This window comes from Streptomyces jeddahensis (assembly GCF_001642995.1).
In the GTDB taxonomy this organism is placed as follows: domain Bacteria; phylum Actinomycetota; class Actinomycetes; order Streptomycetales; family Streptomycetaceae; genus Streptomyces; species Streptomyces jeddahensis.
On record NZ_LOHS01000198.1, the window covers coordinates 1 to 1,364 of the forward strand.

At 71.0% G+C, this 1,364-nt stretch carries 1 protein-coding gene; it reads left to right on the forward strand.

Annotated elements, in window-relative coordinates:
- Window positions 1-12 precede the first annotated feature (12 nt).
- On the forward strand, window positions 13-1,364 hold a 1,352-nt coding region (locus tag STSP_RS35295), incomplete at its 3' end, for an aldehyde dehydrogenase family protein (RefSeq protein ID WP_067285209.1).

Consider the following 1,364-nt stretch of genomic DNA (forward strand, 5'->3'; position numbering starts at 1 on the left):
AGGAGACTCACCGTGTCTGACACCGTCGTACCCCCCGGCATCGAACTGGGCGCGAACACGGCGCCCGTGCTCAACCCCTACACCGGCGAGGTCATCGCTTCGGTGCCCACCGTCGACGCGGGCGCCGTCGGCGGCATCCTGCAGCAGGCCAGGTGCGGGCGCCGCACCGCGGCCGCGCTGTCCCGCGCCTCCAGGGCCTCCGTCCTGGAACGCGCCGCCCACCTGATCGAGCAGCGTGCCGAGTCCTTCGCCCAGCTGATCGTCAGCGAGGCCGGCAAGACCATCACCCAGGCCCGCAAGGAAGTCGCCCGCGCGGTCAACACCCTGTCCCTGTCCGCGGCCGAGGCACGGCGCAACGCCGGCGAGGTCATCCCCTTCGACTCCTATGAGGGCTCGGAGAAACGGCAGGGCTGGTTCACCCGCGAACCGCTGGGCATCATCGCCGCCATCACCCCGTTCAACGACCCCCTCAACCTGGTCGCCCACAAGCTCGGCCCCGCCATCGCCGGCGGCAACGCGGTCATCCTCAAACCGTCCGCGCTGACGCCGCTGTCCGCGCTGCGCCTGGTCGACACCCTCATCGAGGCCGGCCTGCCCGAGGAGATCGTCACCGTCGTCAACGGCGAAGCCGGCATCGCCGCCGCGATCGTCGCCGCCCCCGACGTGCGCATGGTGTCCTTCACCGGCGGATTCGCCACCGGCGAGGCCATCTCCCGCACCGCCGGCCTGAAGAAACTCGCCATGGACCTGGGCGGCAACGCCCCGGTCATCGTCATGGACGACGCCGACCTCGACGAGGCCGTCGCCTCCTGCGTCTCCGGCGCGTTCTGGGCCGCGGGCCAGAACTGCATCGGCACCCAGCGGATCCTGATCGCGGCCGAGGTCTACGAGCGCTTCCGCGACGCCTTCGTCGCCCGCACCGAACTGCTGCGCGTCGGCGACCCGCTCGACGAGCGCACCGACGTCGGCCCCATGATCACCCAGCAGGCCGCGACCGCCACCCAGGCCAAGGTCGACACGGCGGTGGCCCAGGGCGCGGTGCTGCTGTGCGGCAACACCGTCACCGGCGCCCTGTACACGCCGACCGTCCTGGAAGACGTCCCGGCGACCTGCTCGATCTGGCAGGAGGAGGTGTTCGCCCCGGTCGTCGTGCTGCAGCCGTTCACATCCTTCGAGGACGCCATCGAGCAGGCCAACGCCATCGACTACAGCCTCCACGCCGGCATCTTCACCTCGCGCCTGGACCGCGCCCTGACCGCGGCCCGGCTGCTGGAAGCCGGCGGCGTGATGATCAACGACTCGTCCGACTACCGCTTCGACGCCATGCCGTTCGGCGGGTACAAGTACGGCAGCATGGGCCGCGA